Origin of the sequence: Acidovorax sp. sif1233 (assembly GCF_019218755.1) — a bacterium.
Lineage (GTDB): Bacteria > Pseudomonadota > Gammaproteobacteria > Burkholderiales > Burkholderiaceae_C > Acidovorax.
In genome coordinates this window covers 54,816-68,955 of sequence record NZ_JAHUWZ010000004.1, presented here as the reverse complement: position 1 = coordinate 68,955, position 14,140 = coordinate 54,816, and the positions used below count along the sequence as shown (strand labels likewise).

Genomic DNA, 14,140 nt, shown 5'->3' with positions numbered 1-14,140 from the left:
GGCGGCGCCTGCCCTCAGCCGCTGACGGCCGCGCGCGCGCCGCTGGTGCCAGTGGCTGGCGGCTGCCGGGCGGCCACGTGGCGGGCCGCCGGGACCGCGTGGGCCGCATGCGCGGCCAGGGCGGCCAGCAACCGGTCCACATCGTGGGCCGTGTGGGCGGCCGACAGCGCAATGCGCAGCCGGGCCGTGCCCGCGGGCACGGTGGGCGGGCGGATGGCGGGCACCCACAGGCCCTCGCGGCGCAGGCTTTCCATCGCGGCCAGGGCGGCTTCGTTGCTGCCGATCACGAGTGCCTGCACCGCCGTGTGGGATGGCAGCAGTTGCCAGCCCAGTCCTGGGGGCAGCGTGGCCAGGCCTTCGCGCAGTTGCGCAATGCGCTGGCGCAGCCCCTCCCGCAGGTCGTCGGCGGCCGCCATCAGCTCCAGGCTCTTGCGCAAGGCGCTCGCCAGCAGGGGCGGCGCGGCGGTGGCGAAGATGTAGGTGCGCGTCTTCTGCAGCAGCCATTCGATGAGTGCCGCGTCGCCCGCCACGAAGGCGCCGGCGACGCCCGCCGCCTTGCCCAGCGTGGCCATGTAGAGCACGCGGCGCGACGCGGCGGCACCCGCCAGCCCCGCGTGCGCCAGGCTGCCGCGCCCCTGCGGCCCGAGCACGCCAAAGCCATGGGCGTCGTCCAGCAGCAGCAGGGCGTCGTAGCGCTCGCACAGCGCCAGCAGCGCCGGGATGTCGATCAGGTCGCCATCCATGCTGAAGACGGCATCGCTGACCACCAGCTTGCGCCGCGCGGGGCTGGCGGCCAGCGCGGCTTGCAGTGCCGCCAGGTCGGCATGCGGGTAGCGGTGGATGGTGGCGCGTGACAGCCGCGCGCCATCGATCAGGCAGGCATGGTTGAGCGCATCGGAAAACAGTGCGTCGCCCGCGCCCACCAGGGCGGGGATGATGCCGGTATTGGTGGCATAGCCCGCGTAGAAGTACAGCGCCCGGGGCAATTGCACGAAGGCGGCCAGTTCCTGCTCCAGCGCCGCGTTGGCGGCGCTGTGCCCGCTGACCAGGGGCGAGCCGCCCGAGCCCACGCCAAAGGTGTGCGTGGCCTCGCGCGCGGCCTCGGCCAGCGCGGGGTGGCCGGCCAGGCCCAGGTAGTCGTTGCTGCAGAAGGCCAGCATGGATTGCCCGTCCACCAGCAGGTGGGCACCCCCTGCGGGCTGCACCACGCGGCGGCGGCGCAGCAGGTGGGCGCGCTCGAGGTCGGCGATTTGCCCTGGGATCTCGTCCAGCCAGGACGCGCAGGAGGTCGGCGCGGTCATAGCCACTCCCCGGGAAGCTCGAACACCAGGCCGCGCGCGTCGGGCAGTTCCTGGTAGGGCACCTCGGCCAGCAGCGGCGCGCCCAGGCGGTCCCGCAGGTAGGCGATGTTCTCTTCGGCCGCGTCCATGCCAGGGTCCACGCGGTTGGCCACCCAGCCGGCCAGCGCGAGGCCGCGCGCGCGGATCGCCTCGGCCGTGAGCAGCGCGTGGTTCAGGCAGCCCAGCCGCAGGCCCACCACCAGCACCACGGGCAGGGCCAGGGCCTGGGCCAGGTCGGCGCCGGTCTCGGTGTCCGACAGCGGCACGTGGAAGCCGCCCGCGCCTTCGACCACCACCGCATCGGCCTGGGCCGCCAGGGCCTGGTAGCTGCGCACGATGGCCGCGATGTCGATCCGCACCCCGGCGCGCGCGGCGGCGATGTGGGGCGAGAGCGGATCGAGCAGCAGCACGGGGTTGTCCAGCTCGGGCGCCACGGCCAGCGTGGAGGCCGAACGCAGCGCGATCGCGTCCTCGCTGGCCCAGTCCTCGCCCCAGGGCACCACGCCCGCGGCCACCGGCTTCATGCCGACCACGCGGCGGTGGTGTGGCGCCAGGGCGTGCAGCAGGCCGGTGGACACCAGCGTCTTGCCGACGCCCGTGTCGGTGCCGGTGACAAAACATCCAATCATGGGGTCTCCTCCTGCAGGGTGGCGTTCAGTGCGCCCAGCGCGCCCTCGGCGAGGCGCTGCACGGCCTCTTCGTCGAGCACATAGGGTGGCATCGCGTACAGCGTGTGGCCGATGGGGCGCAGCACCAGCCCCCGCGCCATGGCGTGCTGGTGGTAGCGGCGTGCGAAGTCGGGCAGCGTGGTGTCGATGTCCCAGGCCCAGATCATTCCCAGGCGCCGCGCGTGGCGCACGCTCGGATGGCGGGTGAGCGGCATGCAGGCCGCGTCGATGCGCAGGGCCAGGGCCGCGTTGGCGTTGAGGGTGTCGAGCTGGCCGAACAGCTCCAGCGTGGCCAGCGCCGCGCGGCAGGCCAGCGGGTTGCCGGTGTACGAATGCGAGTGCAGAAAGCCGCGCGCCACATCGTCGTCGTAGAACGCGGCATACACCGCGTCGGTGGTGAGCACGGCCGACAGCGGCAGCGTGCCGCCCGTGAGGCCCTTGGACAGGCAGATGAAGTCCGGCCGGATGCCCGCCTGCTGGTGGGCGAACATCGTGCCCGTGCGGCCAAAGCCCACGGCGATCTCGTCCACCACCAGGTGCACCTCGTAGCGGTCGCACAGCGCGCGCGCCAGGCGCAGGTACTCGGGGCTGTGCATGGCCATGCCGGCGGCGCACTGCACCAGCGGTTCGACGATGAGCGCGGCGGTGCTCGCGTGGTGCTCGGCCAGCCAGGCATCGAGCGCCTGGGCACTGCGACGCGCCACGTCCTCGGCGCTTTCGCCGGGCGCCGCGCCGCGCGCATCGGGGCTGGGCACGGTGGCGGCCAGGCGCACCAGCGGCGCGTAGGCCTCGCGGAAGATCGCGATGTCGGTCACGGCCAGCGCGCCCACGGTCTCGCCGTGGTAGCCACCGGCCAGACCCACAAAGCGGCTCTTGGCGGGGCGACCCGTGTTGCGCCAGTAGTGCGCGCTCATCTTCAGGGCGATCTCGGTGGCCGCCGCGCCGTCGCTGCCGTAGAACGCATGGCCCAGGCCCGTGAGCGCGGAGAGGCTTTCCGACAGCTCCACCACCGGCGCATGCGTGAAGCCGGCGAGCATCACGTGGTCGAGCCGCTCCAGCTGGTCGGCGAGGGCTGCCTTGATGTGCGGGTGGCTGTGGCCAAAGAGGTTGACCCACCAGGAGCTGATGCCGTCGAGGTAGCGCCGGCCTTGCGTGTCGTAGAGCCAAGGCCCCTGTGCGCGCGCGATGGCCACGGGCGGCTGGGCCTCGTGCCGCTTCATCTGCGTGCAGGGGTGCCAGACGCTGGCGAGGCTGCGGGCCACCAGGCCGGCGTGCAGGGGCTGCATGTTCATCACAGGGCCTGTGTGGGCACGGCGTGGCGCAGTCCGGTCTGGCGGTTGTGTTCGTCCACGAACACCAGTTGCGGCTGGTGCGTGGGCACCTGGTCCTCATGCACCTGGGCGAAGGCCGCGATGATGATGAGGTCGCCCACGGCGGCGCGGCGCGCGGCCGAGCCGTTCACCGAGATCATGCCGCTGCCGCGCTGGCCCTTGATGGCGTAGGTGATGAAACGCTCGCCGTTGTTGATGTTCCAGACGTGGATCTGCTCGTTCTCGGCGATGTTGGCTGCTTCCAGCAGGTTTTCGTCGATGGCGCAGGAGCCTTCGTAGTGCAGCTCGCACTGGGTCACGGCGACGCGGTGGATCTTGGATTTGAGCAAGGTACGGAACATCGGGCTTCCTTGGGTGAAGTCGGTGGCGGCGCGGGCGGGGTCTGCCGGCGGGGCAGGTGGTGTGTCAGCGCGCGGGCAGGTCGAGCAAGCAGCTGTCGCCCAGCGCGTCGCGCCACACGCGCACGCGGCTCACGCGCGGCTGCAATTCGGCGGGCAGCGCCTGGGCGATGAAGACGCACAGGTTCTCGAGCGTGGGCGTGCCCAGGCCCGGCACGTCATCCAGCATGTGGTGGTCGAGTTGCCCGCGCACCACCTCCAGGCCCCGGCGCAGCAGGCCCAGGTCCAGCACCATGCCAGTGGCGGGGTCGCGCGGGCCGCTGAGCGAGACCTCGGCGTGGTAGGTGTGGCCGTGCACGCGGCGGCTGCCTTCGGCCTCGATCTCGCGGCGCAGGGTGTGGGCGGCGTCGAAGAAGAAGCGCTGGGAAATGGTGAACAACATACGGAAATCAACAACAAAAATGCCGCATCACCGGATGCCGGTGAGCTTGTGGGTCTGCAGGCTCAGGCGCCATGCGGGGTGCGCCAGGCAGGCGTCGATGCAGGCGGCGGTGTTCTGGCGCTGCAGCAGGCCGTCCATGGGCTGCAGGAAGCGGTGGGTGAATTGGGTGTCCTGCTCCAGCGCCCGCAGGTCGAACCCGGGCTGGGGCCACACGAGTTTCAGCTCCTGTCCGCTGCGCTGGACCCACGGTGCACCGGCCTTGGGGCTGATGCACAGCCAGTCGATGCCCTCGGGCGCTTTCACGGTGCCGTTGCTCTCCACGGCGATGCGGAACTGCTGGGCGTGCAGTGCGTCGATGAGTTCAGCGTCCACCTGCAGCAGGGGCTCGCCACCGGTCAGCACCACCAGCCGGTGGCCTGCGCCGGCAGGCCACTGCGCGGCGATGGTGTCGGCCAGCAGCGTGGCGGTGTCGAACTTGCCGCCCAAAGTGCCGTCGGTGCCCACGAAGTCGGTGTCGCAGAACTGGCAGATGGCCTGCGCGCGGTCCTGCTCGCGGCCCGTCCAGAGGTTGCAGCCCGCAAAGCGGCAGAACACGGCAGGCGTGCCTGCCTGGCCGCCTTCACCTTGCAGGGTGTAGAAAATTTCCTTGACGCTGTAGGTCATCGGAGCACCGGAGGGACGAGGATGGTGGGCGCTGCGGGCGCGGCGACTTCCGGGTAGTCGCGGCTGAAATGCAGGCCCCGGCTTTCGCGGCGCAGCTGGGCGCTTTTCACGATCAGGTCGGCCACCTGCACCAGGTTGCGCAGCTCCAGCAGGTCGCGCGTGATGTGGAAGTGCGCGTAGAACTCCTGGATCTCGCCCTGCAGCATGGCGATGCGGTGCGCGGCGCGCTCCAGGCGCTTGTTGGTGCGCACGATGCCCACGTAGTCCCACATGAAGCGGCGCAGTTCGTCCCAGTTGTGCGAGATGACGACGGACTCGTCGGCGTCGGTCACGCGGCTGTCGTCCCAGGCGGGCACGGCGGGCAGATCGGCGGTGGGGGCCGTGGCAATGGCCTGGGCGGCAGCGCGTGCGAACACCATGCATTCGAGCAGCGAGTTGCTGGCCAGCCGGTTGGCGCCGTGCAGGCCGGTGCAGGCCACCTCGCCCACGGCGTACAGGCCGGGCAGGTCGGTGCGGCCGGCCAGGTCGGTCAGCACTCCGCCGCAAGTGAAGTGGGCCGTGGGCACCACGGGGATGGGCTCTTTGGTGATGTCGATGCCCAGCGCGGCGCAGTGGGCCAGGATGTTCGGAAAGTGTTCCTGCAAGAACGCGGGGCTCTGGTGCGAGATGTCCAGGTGCACGCAATCGAGGCCGTGTTTCTTCATCTCGAAGTCGATGGCGAGGGCCACCACGTCGCGCGGGGCCAGTTCGGCGCGCGGGTCATGGTCCAGCATGAAGCGCGTGCCGCCCGCCGAGGGGGGTAGCAGCAGCCTGCCGCCTTCGCCGCGCACCGCCTCGCTGATGAGGAAGGACTTTTCGTGCGGGTGGTACAGCCCCGTGGGGTGGAACTGGATGAACTCCATGTTCGCCACGCGGCAGCCCGCGCGCCACGCGGCGGCGATGCCGTCGCCCGTGGCGGTGTCGGGGTTGGTGGTGTACAGGTACACCTTGCCCGCGCCGCCCGTGGCCAGGATGGTCTGCGGCGCACGGAAGGTCACCACCTCATCGGTGTCGCTGTCCAGCGCATGCAGGCCGAGGCACCGGTGGCCGGGCAGGCCCAGCTTGCGCGTGGTGATCAGGTCCACCAGCGTGTGCTGCTCGAACAGCGTGATGCCGGGCGTGGCGCGCACCACGTCGATCAGCGTGCGCTGCACGGCCGCGCCGGTGGCGTCGGTCACATGGGCAATGCGGCGCGCGCTGTGGCCGCCTTCGCGCGTGAGGTGCAGCTGGTCGCCTTCGAGCGTGAAGGGAACGCCCAGCTGGCGCAGCCAGGCGATCGATGCGGGTGCGTTTTCCACCACGAAGCGCGTGGTGGCCAGGTCGCACAGGCCTGCGCCGGCCACCAGCGTGTCTTCGATGTGGGCGGCAAAACTGTCGTCATCGGCCAGCACGGCGGCAATGCCACCCTGGGCCCAGCCGCTCGATCCATCCTGCAGCGTGCGCTTGGTGATCACGGCCACGCGGTGCGTGGGGGCCAGGTGCAGCGCGGCCGAGAGGCCTGCGAGGCCGCTGCCTACGATGAGAACGTCGAAGTCGTGGGATGCCATGGAAGGTGTCAGTTGCCGTTGAAGTGGGCGCGGCTCCCGGCCGGGGCCACCGTGGAGCCGGCTTTGCCAGGCCACCGGTGGCGTCCCCCTCCCGCGCAGCGAGAGAGGGGGAAGCGGCGCAGCCGCTCAGGGGGTGTCATGCCGGTACATAGGCGAGGCGCACGTAGATGGGTGCGAAGGCCTCGGCCTGCGTGATCTCGATCAGCGTCTCCTTGGCCAGCTCCAGCAGCGCGATGAAGGTCACGACCAGCACGGTGCTGCCTTTTTCGGGCTCGAAGAGTTCTTCAAACTCCACGAAGCGGCGGCCCTGCAGCGTCTTGAGCACCATGCTCATGTATTCGCGCACGCTCAGCTCTTCGCGCGTGATCCTGTGGTGCTGCACGAGCTTGGCGCGTTTCAGGATGTCGCGCCAGGCGTCCTGCAACTCCACCACGTGCACATCGGGAAAGCGCGGCTGCAGGCTTTGTTCGATGTAGACCTGCGCCTTGAGGAAGTCGCGCCCGTACTGCGGCAACTGCCCCAGGCGGGCGGCGGCCATCTTCATCTGTTCGTATTCGAGCAGGCGGCGCACCAGCTCGGCGCGCGGGTCTTCGGGCTCCTCGCCCTCGGCCTGCTTCTTGGGCGGCAGCAGCATGCGCGACTTGATTTCGATCAGCATCGCCGCCATCAGCAAATACTCGGCCGCCAGCTCCAGGTTGCGGCTGCGGATCTCGTCCACATACGCCAGGTACTGCTTGGTGACCCCCACCATGGGGATGTCGAGGATGTTGAAGTTCTGCTTGCGGATCAGGTACAGCAGCAGATCGAGCGGGCCTTCGAAGGCTTCAAGGAAGACTTCGAGCGCATCGGGCGGGATGTACAGGTCCGTGGGCAGGGCGAACAGCGGCTCGCCATACAGGCGCGCCAGCGCGACCTGATCGACCACGTCGGGCATGCCGCCCGCGTTCAGCGCGGCCGTGCCCGCCGGATCATCGGACGCCTCGGGCACGCGCGCGGTGGTCATGGATATTTGCTATTGAAAATATAGCTATCAGCGCTTATTGATCAAGCGCTGGGGGCCAATTTGATGCCCGGGTCGGCTCAGTCGGCGTTCGTCTGGTAGACGTAGGGCTTTTGCTCGACCTGGGCTTCGCGGTACTCCCCCCAGATCTTGCGGTCCACCTGCTTGTCCCACAGCAGCGCGCGGCCGGCCAGCTGCTGGCTTTCCAGCTCGGGCTTGCTGGCCTTGAGCTGGTTGATGAACTGGGTGGCATCGGATTGGTAATCGGGGCGGCGGAAAATGGACATGGACTGTTAACCTCTTTGCCGTGGATTTTACCGGGACCGACTCATGCCCTTGATATATCGCGCCGCCGCCCTGGCGGCCGCCACTTTTTCGTTGCTGGCGCTTGCCGCCTGCGACCCGCAACGCATCAGCGAACTCAAGGAGGGCGTCTCCACCGAGGCCGACGTGCGCGACCGCTTCGGCGTCCCCGAGAACGTGTGGGACGAGCCCGGCGGCGCGCGCACGTTCGAATACAACCGCCAGCCCGCCGGCCAGGTCAACTACATGATCACCATCGGCGCCGACGGCCGCATGACGGCGCTGCGCCAGGTGCTCACCCCCGAGAACTTCGCGCGCGTGGTGCCCGGCATGCGCATGGACGAGGTGCGCCGCCTGCTGGGCAAGCCCGCCAAGGTCACGCCCTACGAACTGAAGCGGGAAACCCATGCCGACTGGCGCTACCTGGAGGCACCCAACCAGGCCAAGGTGTTCACCGTGGTCCATGGGCCCGACCAGTTCGTGCTGCGCACCCAGACGGGGGCCGACCTGGAGGCGCCGGAGTTCAAGGGCGGCAAGTAGCCGCGCGGCGGGTCACACCGGCAGGTCCTCCAGCCCCTGCGCCGCCAGCCGGGCGGCAAAGCCCGAGCGCTCGATCAGCGAGCGCGGCTGCTCGTGCAGGTGCACCAGGCGCAGCCGCCCGCCGCGCGCGGCCACGGCCTTGAGGATCTGCGCCAGCGCGTCCAGCCCCGTGGTGTCCAGCGCCACCAGCTCGCTGGCGTCCAGCACCACGTCCATGCCGGGCGGGCCGGTCTCCACGGCCTGGAGGATGGGGTCGATCTTGGCGGCGGCGCCGAAGAACAGCGCGCCATGCAGGCGCCAGGTGGCCGTGGCCCGCCCCTGGGGAAAACTGCCTTCGGCCTCCGGCTGGCGCACCACGCGAAAGAGCCCGCTCATGCGCCGCACGAACAGCGCGCAGGCCATGAAGAGGCCCACCTCCACCGCCACCGTGAGGTCGAACACCACGGTGAGGAAGAACGTGCCCAGCATCAGCAGCCGGTAGTGGTTGCTGAAGTGCTTGAGGCGCACGAACTCGTGCCACTCACCCATGTTCCAGGCCACGTACAACAGGATGCCCGCCAGCACCGCCAGCGGAATGTGCAGCGCCAGCGGGGCGGCCACCAGCACGATCACCAGCAGCGTGAGCGCATGCACCATGCCCGCCACGGGCGAGGTGGCGCCCGCGCGGATGTTGGTGACGGTGCGCGCAATGGTGCCGGTGGCGGGCATGCCGCCGAAGAACGGCACCACCAGATTGGCCAGCCCCTGGGCCACCAGCTCCTGGTTGGGGTCGTGTTTCTTGTGGTGCGGGTCGGTGGCCAGCTGGTCGGCCACGCGGGCGCACAGCAGCGATTCGATGGCGCCCAGCAGCGCGATGGTGAGCGTGGGCGTGACCAGCAGGCGCACCGTGTCCCACGAAAAATCGGGCAGCGCGAACACCGGCAGCGCCTGCGGAATGCCTCCAAACCGCGAGCCGATGGTCTCCACCGGAAACTCCATCGCCCAGGCCAGCAGGCTCAGCGTGACCAGCGCCACGACGGGCGCGGGCACGCGCGCGAAGCTGCGCACGGTGTGGCGCTCCAGCACCTGCATCACGGGCGAGCCCTTCATCATCAGCCTGGGCCAGACGAACAACCCGGCCACGCAGGCCGCGCCCAGCCCGAAGGCATGGGGGTTGAGGCTGTCCGCGTGCCGCGCCAGCGCATCGATCTGCGAGAAGAAATTGCCCGGCATGCGGTCGATGGACAGCCCCAGCCAGTCCTTCACCTGCGACAGCGCGATCAGCACCGCAATGCCGTTGGTGAAGCCGATCACGATGCTCACCGGCACGAAACGCACCAGCGTGCCCAGCCTGAAGAGCCCCAGCAGCACCAGCAGCACGCCCGCGCAGGCGGTGGAGATGAGCAGGTTGGCCACGCCGTAGCGCTCGACGATGCCGTAGACGATGACGATGAATGCGCCCGCCGGTCCGCCGATCTGCACGTTGGTGCCCCCCAGGGCGGAGATCAGGAAGCCCGCGATGATCGCCGTCCACAGCCCCGCCTCGGGCTTGAGGCCGCTGGCGATCGCGAACGCCATGGCCAGCGGCAGCGCCACGATGCCCACCGTCACCCCCGCACCCACGTCGGCCAGCCAGCGGCCCTTGTCGTAGCCGCGCAGCGCATCGAGCAGGCGGGGGTGGAAGGCGAGTGAAAACTGCATGGTGGCGGGCACTTTCTTTTCGGCGGCTCTGCGGCGGCCCAGGGCCCCGGCACCGCCGGGATGCAGCCACCACCGCCATCAACGCGGGGCAGACTTCAGTGTAGTGAGCCGGGTGCGCAGCGCAATGGGGCGAAGCCGGTGCGGTCGCCAAGCACATTGCGTGCCGAATGTGCCCGTTGCCAGGGGCCACGCGGGGGGGGCGGGCTGTGGATGGAACTTTAAAATTGATAGCAAACTATTGAATGCCAACCAGCGGTAGCAGCCGGAAATTCTTCGAATTCTGCCCGCTCAGGGATGGACATCGGGCGTGGAGCCCGCGCTCCCTGGCATATTGCTTGCTGTTCTTGCACGGCCATCCCGGCCCCCGCTCCGTGCGGATTGATGTGACGCCAGCGTGATCCCCTCCATGACCGACACCCCCGCCAATGACTCCAGCGCCGCTGGCGATGCCCATGCCGACGCATCCACCCTGCGCCATGGTGCGTTCGAGGATGTACAGGCCCTGTTCGCCGGCACGCTGTTCGTGGCCATGGCGCTCATGCTGTTCAACCAGGCGGGGCTGCTGGTGGGCGGCACGGCGGGCGCGGCGTTTCTGCTGCACTACGTCACGGGCATCTCGTTCGGCAAGCTGTTCTTCGCGGTCAACCTGCCGTTCTACTGGTTCGCCTGGACGCGCATGGGGCGCGAGTTCACGGTCAAGACCTTTGTCTGCGTCGCCCTGCTGTCGCTGCTGACCGAGCTGTTCCCCCATGTGATGCACGTGGACTACCTGAACCCGCTGTTCGCATCCTTGCTGGGCGGGCTGCTGCTGGGCACGGGCTGCCTGTTCCTGGCGCGCCATCGCTCCAGCCTGGGCGGGGCCACCGTGGTGTCGCTGTACCTGCAGGCCCGCTACGGCATGCGCGCGGGCAAGGTGCAGATGATGATCGACGGCACCGTGGTGCTGCTGGCGCTCTTCGTGGTGCCGGTGGACCGCGTGGCGTATTCGGTGCTGGCCGTGCTGGTGATGAGCGGGTTCCTGTGGATCAGCCACCGGCCGGGGCGGTATGTGGGGCATTGAAGGCGGCGCTCAGAACCGGTAAAGCCAGCCCGCCGTCACCGCCGGCTGGCTCGATCTGTTGACCAGCGGGCTGTTCTTGATCGCGCTGGCCAGCCGCGTGCTGCTCACGTCCACGAACATCCACTGCCGCGGCGCCAGCGCGTAGCCCACGCGCAGGCCGGCCTGCAGGTTCACGGCGGAGCTGCCTTCATAGGCCGGGCGGCCTGCGCGGGCCTCCGCGCCTTCCACGCCGTAGTAGTAGTCCACATACTTGCGGTCCTGCCGCTGCACCGACACGCGGGGGGTGATGTCCCACGCACCGAGCTGGAAGCGGCGCTCGGCCTTCAGCGTGAACTGGCGCCCCTTGCTGTGGCCGGAGGCATCGGCCAGCAGCTCGGCCGAAAGCTGCACCGGCCCCGTGTCCCAGCTGGCGGCCGCGCCCAGCCAGAGGCTGCCCTTGCGCTCCTGCATGCCGGTCAGAAAGGGCGAGTCCTTGGCCTCGTAGCCCTCGAAACCGAAGCGCGACCGCAGCCGCAGGCCCACGGGGCCGGCCGGCGGCAGCTTGACATCCACGCCCGGGCCGGCAATGTGGACCCAGCGGTTTTCGTAGGTGAGCAGGGGCAGCGGCTGCGCCTTGTCGTCGAAGTCGCGGTAGGGCTTGCGGTCGGCGCTGACGGCCAGGCCCGCGCCCCAGGTGGAGGTGGGGGCGTCCTGCTGCGCCCAGGCGGCGGCGGGCGCCAGCGCCGCCAGGGTGGCCGCGATGACCGCCGTGCGGCCCGGCAGGGTGTGGTGGGTGGGGGAGGGCAGGCGAAGGCAGTGCGTCATGGGTTCGGGTTCCAGAAAGAAGAAAAAAGAAAAGGGGCGGGCCAGGCCGGGCGTGCCTGCGGGCCGCACGCCGCAGGCAGGGGGCCGGTCCACTGTAGGAATGCTTTCTTAGCGCCGGGTTAGCCCTGCGCCGCCCTGGGTGGGCGCCGCGCTCATGGCGGGTTAAGAATTCCGCGCTACGCTGTGCACCGCCCTGAAGGCCCCAAGGAGAACCCTGTTGCGCGCACTGCTGGTGGAAGACGACGACATGATCGGGCGCAGCCTGTCGCATGCGCTCAAGGGGGCGGGCTGGTCCGTGGACTGGGTGCGCAACGGCGAACTGGCCCACAGCGCCCTCGCCGATGGCGACTACAGCTGCGTGCTGCTGGACCTGGGCCTGCCGGGGCTCGACGGCACCGAGGTGCTGCGCCGCGCCCGTGTGCGCGGCGACCTCACGCCGGTGGTGGTGCTCACCGCGCGCGACGGTGTCGAGGACCGCGTGCACGGCCTGGACATCGGTGCCGACGATTACCTGCTCAAACCTTTCGAGGTGGCCGAGCTGCTGGCCCGCATGCGCGCCGTGGTACGCCGGCGCAGCGGCGTGGCCCAGTCGCTGGTGGGCAATGGTGCCCTGCAGCTGGACCTGGCCACGCGCGAGGTGCTGCAGGGCGGCGCCCGCGAGGCCCTCACCGCCCGCGAATTCGCGCTGCTGCATGCGCTGCTGGAGCGCCCCGGCGCCATCCTGTCGCGCGAGCAGCTGGAAAACCGCATCTACGGCTGGGGCGAGGAGGTCAGTAGCAACGCGGTGGACGTGCTCATCCACGGCATGCGCCGCAAGCTCGGGCCCGACGCCATCCGCAACGTGCGCGGCCTGGGCTGGCGGGTGGCGGCGCCATGACGGGGCCGGTGCGCGAGCACGCGGCCCGCTGGTACCGCCCCCGGTCCCTGCGCGGGCAGATCCTGCTGTGGCTCGCGCCCTGGATCCTGGTGGGCGCCGTGGTGGCGGGCTGTGCGTTCTGGGCGAGCTACAGCGCGCTCATCCACACCTTCATGCAGTACCAGATGGAGGTGTTGGCGCGTTCCCCTGCAGCCGGCGGGCAGGGGCCGGCGGGCACCAGCGATGGCGGCGACGGCCGGGACGCTGGCCACGGGGTCGAGCCCCTGCCGCTGCTCAGCGATACCAACATCCTGGACTGGGGCGCCTTTGCCGTGCAGGTGTGGTCGGCCGACGGGCGGCTGCTGGCCACGTCGCGGCCCGACACCGGTGTGCCACTGCAGGCCGCGCCAGGGCACGGTCTGCTGCGCACCCACGATGCCTGGGCGCCTGGGTGGCGCGTCTACACCGCGCCAGCGGCCGGGCCGCACCAGCGCCGCGTGCAGGTGCTGCAAAGCGAGAAATTCCTGCAGGAAGAAGTGGCGGTGCGCACGCTGTACGTCATCGTGCCCATGGCGCTGCTGGTACCGGCGCTGCTGTTCACGCTGTGGCTGGTGGTGGGGCGCGCATCGCGCTCGCTGCGCCTGGTGGCCGATGAAGTGGCCCAGCGCGACGACCGCAGCCTGGGCGCCATCCGCATGGACCGCGTGCCCGAGGAGATCGTGCCCCTGGTGGGTTCCTTCAATGCACTGCTGGCGCGCCTGGGCGAGGCCTTTGCCGCGCAGCGCCGCTTTGTGCAGGACGCCGCCCACGAGCTGCGCACGCCCATGGCCGCGATGGCGCTGCAGCTGGAGAACCTGCGCCCCTTCGTGCCTGCGGGCGATGCGCAGCAGCAGTTCGCGCAACTGGACGCGGGCATGCGCCGGGCGCGGCACCTGGTCGGCCAGTTGCTGCGCCTGTCGCGCCAGGAGGCACCGGTGGCTGCGCAGGCATCCGCCGCGCCCGTTGACATCACTGCCTTGCTGCGCGACAGCGTGGGCCAGCTGATGCCGCTGGCGGACCAGCGGCGCATCGACGTGGGTTTTGCCGGAGACGGGCAGGTGGCCGTCCACGCCGCCGCCAGCGAGCTGCGCAGCGTCTTCGACAACCTGCTGGACAACGCCCTGCGCTACACCCCTGAGGGCGGTGCGGTGGAGGTGCGCTTGCACCGGCTGGACAGCGGCGCCGTGGTGGACATCATGGACACCGGCCCGGGCATTCCGCCAGACCTGCTGGAGCGGGTCTTTGATCGCTTCTTCCGCGTGCCCGGCAACGACGCCGACGGCAGCGGGCTGGGCCTGGCCATCACCCGCGCGGCAGCGCTGCGCCAGGGCTTGCGGGTGGAGCTGCGGGCGCGGGACGACGGCGCCGCGGGCCTGCTGGCGCGGGTGCATCTGCCCCCGCCCCAGCCCGCGCCCGCGCCGCTGCTAACACCCGCCTAAGGCGCTGCTAACACGGGGCTCAGACGCAATTTCTAGAGTGGATGGACTTCC

Annotated in this window: 15 protein-coding genes; 4 read left to right on the top strand and 11 right to left on the bottom strand. The window is 70.1% G+C overall.

Translation table 11 applies throughout. The features are described from left to right. Window positions 1–14: 14 nt before the first annotated feature. The 9 genes from bioF to KW843_RS14655 all read right to left on the bottom strand — a co-directional run bounded on the left by bioF (window position 15) and on the right by KW843_RS14655 (window position 7,655). Window positions 15–1,301, bottom strand: a complete 1,287-nt coding sequence (gene bioF, locus KW843_RS14695) for an 8-amino-7-oxononanoate synthase (protein WP_255591027.1) — start codon at window positions 1,299–1,301, stop codon at window positions 15–17. Then, window positions 1,298–1,969, bottom strand: coding sequence for a dethiobiotin synthase (gene bioD / locus KW843_RS14690; protein WP_218295899.1), 672 nt, complete (start codon window positions 1,967–1,969; stop codon window positions 1,298–1,300). The genes bioF and bioD overlap by 4 nt, the downstream gene beginning before the upstream one ends. Then, complete coding sequence (bioA, locus tag KW843_RS14685) at window positions 1,966–3,294, bottom strand: adenosylmethionine--8-amino-7-oxononanoate transaminase (protein ID WP_218296304.1); 1,329 nt, start codon at window positions 3,292–3,294, stop codon at window positions 1,966–1,968. The genes bioD and bioA overlap by 4 nt, the downstream gene beginning before the upstream one ends. Before the next feature lie 5 nt (window positions 3,295–3,299). Then, on the bottom strand, window positions 3,300–3,680 hold the full coding sequence (panD, locus tag KW843_RS14680) for an aspartate 1-decarboxylase (RefSeq protein WP_218295898.1): 381 nt from the start codon (window positions 3,678–3,680) through the stop codon (window positions 3,300–3,302). A 64-nt stretch (window positions 3,681–3,744) separates the two neighbouring features. Then, window positions 3,745–4,119, bottom strand: a complete 375-nt coding sequence (locus tag KW843_RS14675) for a 6-carboxytetrahydropterin synthase (RefSeq protein ID WP_218295897.1) — start codon at window positions 4,117–4,119, stop codon at window positions 3,745–3,747. Between the two features lie 27 nt (window positions 4,120–4,146). Further along, window positions 4,147–4,782: a 7-carboxy-7-deazaguanine synthase gene (gene queE / locus KW843_RS14670; protein ID WP_218295896.1), complete on the bottom strand. Its 636-nt coding sequence runs from the start codon at window positions 4,780–4,782 to the stop codon at window positions 4,147–4,149. After that, entirely contained in the window at window positions 4,779–6,368 is a 1,590-nt protein-coding gene (gene nadB, locus KW843_RS14665; RefSeq protein WP_218295895.1) for an L-aspartate oxidase, read from the bottom strand. Before nadB ends, queE begins: the two co-directional genes overlap by 4 nt. Window positions 6,369–6,504: 136 nt before the next feature. Then, complete coding sequence (locus tag KW843_RS14660; RefSeq protein ID WP_218295894.1) at window positions 6,505–7,371, bottom strand: ScpA family protein; 867 nt, start codon at window positions 7,369–7,371, stop codon at window positions 6,505–6,507. Window positions 7,372–7,448: 77 nt separating this feature from the next. Further along, window positions 7,449–7,655, bottom strand: coding sequence for a DUF3460 family protein (locus tag KW843_RS14655; protein ID WP_218295893.1), 207 nt, complete (start codon window positions 7,653–7,655; stop codon window positions 7,449–7,451). Between the two features lie 43 nt (window positions 7,656–7,698). On the opposite strand from KW843_RS14655, the gene KW843_RS14650 reads away from it, so the two are divergent. Continuing rightward, window positions 7,699–8,211: an outer membrane protein assembly factor BamE gene (locus tag KW843_RS14650; protein WP_218295892.1), complete on the top strand. Its 513-nt coding sequence runs from the start codon at window positions 7,699–7,701 to the stop codon at window positions 8,209–8,211. A 12-nt stretch (window positions 8,212–8,223) separates the two neighbouring features. On the opposite strand, the gene KW843_RS14645 is transcribed toward KW843_RS14650, so the two are convergent. After that, window positions 8,224–9,891, bottom strand: a complete 1,668-nt coding sequence (locus KW843_RS14645) for a SulP family inorganic anion transporter (protein WP_218295891.1) — start codon at window positions 9,889–9,891, stop codon at window positions 8,224–8,226. A 406-nt stretch (window positions 9,892–10,297) separates the two neighbouring features. Here KW843_RS14645 and KW843_RS14640 point away from each other — a divergent pair, with 406 nt between their 5' ends. Continuing rightward, window positions 10,298–10,951 (top strand): YitT family protein, encoded by a 654-nt coding sequence (locus KW843_RS14640; protein WP_218295890.1) that lies wholly within the window; start codon window positions 10,298–10,300, stop codon window positions 10,949–10,951. A 9-nt stretch (window positions 10,952–10,960) separates the two neighbouring features. On the opposite strand, the gene KW843_RS14635 is transcribed toward KW843_RS14640, so the two are convergent. Beyond that, window positions 10,961–11,755, bottom strand: a complete 795-nt coding sequence (locus tag KW843_RS14635; protein WP_218295889.1) for a MipA/OmpV family protein — start codon at window positions 11,753–11,755, stop codon at window positions 10,961–10,963. 217 nt (window positions 11,756–11,972) lie between these two features. Here KW843_RS14635 and KW843_RS14630 point away from each other — a divergent pair, with 217 nt between their 5' ends. After that, window positions 11,973–12,632 carry a response regulator gene (locus KW843_RS14630; RefSeq protein WP_218295888.1) on the top strand — a complete coding sequence of 220 codons (660 nt, stop codon included), beginning with the start codon at window positions 11,973–11,975 and terminating at the stop codon, window positions 12,630–12,632. Beyond that, window positions 12,629–14,089 (top strand): HAMP domain-containing sensor histidine kinase, encoded by a 1,461-nt coding sequence (locus tag KW843_RS14625; RefSeq protein ID WP_218295887.1) that lies wholly within the window; start codon window positions 12,629–12,631, stop codon window positions 14,087–14,089. Before KW843_RS14630 ends, KW843_RS14625 begins: the two co-directional genes overlap by 4 nt. Window positions 14,090–14,140 lie beyond the last annotated feature (51 nt).

Coding starts and splice junctions, on each gene's coding strand:
- bioF (WP_255591027.1), bottom strand. CDS start 1,301: ATGACCGCGCCGACCTCCTGCGCGTCCTGGCTGGACGAGATCCCAGGG.
- bioD (WP_218295899.1), bottom strand. CDS start 1,969: ATGATTGGATGTTTTGTCACCGGCACCGACACGGGCGTCGGCAAGACG.
- bioA (WP_218296304.1), bottom strand. CDS start 3,294: ATGCAGCCCCTGCACGCCGGCCTGGTGGCCCGCAGCCTCGCCAGCGTC.
- panD (WP_218295898.1), bottom strand. CDS start 3,680: ATGTTCCGTACCTTGCTCAAATCCAAGATCCACCGCGTCGCCGTGACC.
- KW843_RS14675 (WP_218295897.1), bottom strand. CDS start 4,119: ATGTTGTTCACCATTTCCCAGCGCTTCTTCTTCGACGCCGCCCACACC.
- queE (WP_218295896.1), bottom strand. CDS start 4,782: ATGACCTACAGCGTCAAGGAAATTTTCTACACCCTGCAAGGTGAAGGC.
- nadB (WP_218295895.1), bottom strand. CDS start 6,368: ATGGCATCCCACGACTTCGACGTTCTCATCGTAGGCAGCGGCCTCGCA.
- KW843_RS14660 (WP_218295894.1), bottom strand. CDS start 7,371: ATGACCACCGCGCGCGTGCCCGAGGCGTCCGATGATCCGGCGGGCACG.
- KW843_RS14655 (WP_218295893.1), bottom strand. CDS start 7,655: ATGTCCATTTTCCGCCGCCCCGATTACCAATCCGATGCCACCCAGTTC.
- KW843_RS14650 (WP_218295892.1), top strand. CDS start 7,699: ATGCCCTTGATATATCGCGCCGCCGCCCTGGCGGCCGCCACTTTTTCG.
- KW843_RS14645 (WP_218295891.1), bottom strand. CDS start 9,891: ATGCAGTTTTCACTCGCCTTCCACCCCCGCCTGCTCGATGCGCTGCGC.
- KW843_RS14640 (WP_218295890.1), top strand. CDS start 10,298: ATGACCGACACCCCCGCCAATGACTCCAGCGCCGCTGGCGATGCCCAT.
- KW843_RS14635 (WP_218295889.1), bottom strand. CDS start 11,755: ATGACGCACTGCCTTCGCCTGCCCTCCCCCACCCACCACACCCTGCCG.
- KW843_RS14625 (WP_218295887.1), top strand. CDS start 12,629: ATGACGGGGCCGGTGCGCGAGCACGCGGCCCGCTGGTACCGCCCCCGG.